Source organism: Streptomyces sp. NPDC005492, from assembly GCF_040605995.1.
In the GTDB taxonomy this organism is placed as follows: Bacteria; Actinomycetota; Actinomycetes; order Streptomycetales; family Streptomycetaceae; genus Streptomyces.
Genome location: NZ_JBEXDX010000128.1, coordinates 1 through 1,051, shown reverse-complemented (window position 1 = coordinate 1,051; position 1,051 = coordinate 1). Strand labels below are relative to the sequence as shown.

General features: G+C 62.2%; 2 protein-coding genes. Both read left to right on the top strand.

The window, feature by feature from the left end:
• The first annotated feature begins 42 nt into the window (after positions 1-42).
• Entirely contained in the window at positions 43-540 is a 498-nt protein-coding gene (locus tag ABZT04_RS45980) for a GNAT family N-acetyltransferase (protein ID WP_024542658.1), read from the top strand.
• Positions 541-864: 324 nt separating this feature from the next.
• Positions 865-1,051: hypothetical protein (locus tag ABZT04_RS45975; RefSeq protein WP_356066712.1), on the top strand; the 187-nt coding region annotated here is incomplete at its 3' end.

Below are 1,051 nucleotides of genomic sequence, written 5' to 3'. Positions count from 1 at the left end.
GGAACGTGCCTTTGCCCGTCGCCGCAAACTCTTGCGCGCTGAATGAGCGGCGCACCGTTCCGGCTCGCGCCGCTCGATGCCGCACATGATCGCGCTGCCTTTCGCAGTGATTCGGAGCCGCTGAATCGCTACCTGCAAGAGCAAGTCACGCAGGACATTCGTCGCCGCGTTGCCGCCTGCTTCGTGGCCCTGGCAGACGGGCCGCGCATTGCGGGCTATTACACCTTGGCCTCGGCAAGCCTGCTGCTGGCCGATCTTCCGGCCAGCATCGGCAAGAAGCTGCCGCGCTATCCGACCGTGCCCGCCGTTCGTATGGGCCGCCTGGCTGTCGATCAGGAATTCACGGGCCAAGGTCTCGGCGGTGCGCTTCTGGCTGACGCGCTCGAACGTGCAGCCCGTTCGGAGATTGCCGCCTTCGCCCTGATGGTGGACGCCAAGGACGAGGGGGTAGCGGCTTTCTACCGACATCATGGCTTCATTGCCTTGCCTGACCCGCCGCTCACCCTGTTCTTGCCGCTGGCGACCGTTCAGCGTTCTTGAAACTCGCCGTTCCAAGCCGTTTGAACCGAGAACGGTTTTCGAGAACTCCCCGGCCACATCGACACTAGGCCGTGCCGTCTTCTCGACAAAGCTTCTCGCAGACCTTCGTTTGCGAGAAGTAGCACGCTAGTCCTTAGCGTGCTTTAAATTCCGTTTTCTGAGACGACCCCAAGTGAATTGATAGATAAAAGGGGAATTACAAACAGGTAGGGGCTGGGTTATGCCAATCTTCGCCGGATCAGACTGTAGTGGTCAACTAATTCCGGACACCTCGATTAGCCGATCGCCGCCGGCGCGCCGCCATACAAGAAGGGAGACACAGCCATGCACGAGCACCACCCGATCACCGACCCCGTCTGCGGCATGACCGTCAAGCCGGAATCGCCGCACCGCTTCGATCACGCCGGCCGCGAGCCCGCGTTTGCCGGAAGGCGGTGCGCGCGGATTGGCTGCCTCGCCGTCCGCGAGAATGGCGTCGTAATCCTTGCGGCAGGACGCAAGGCGTTCGGGC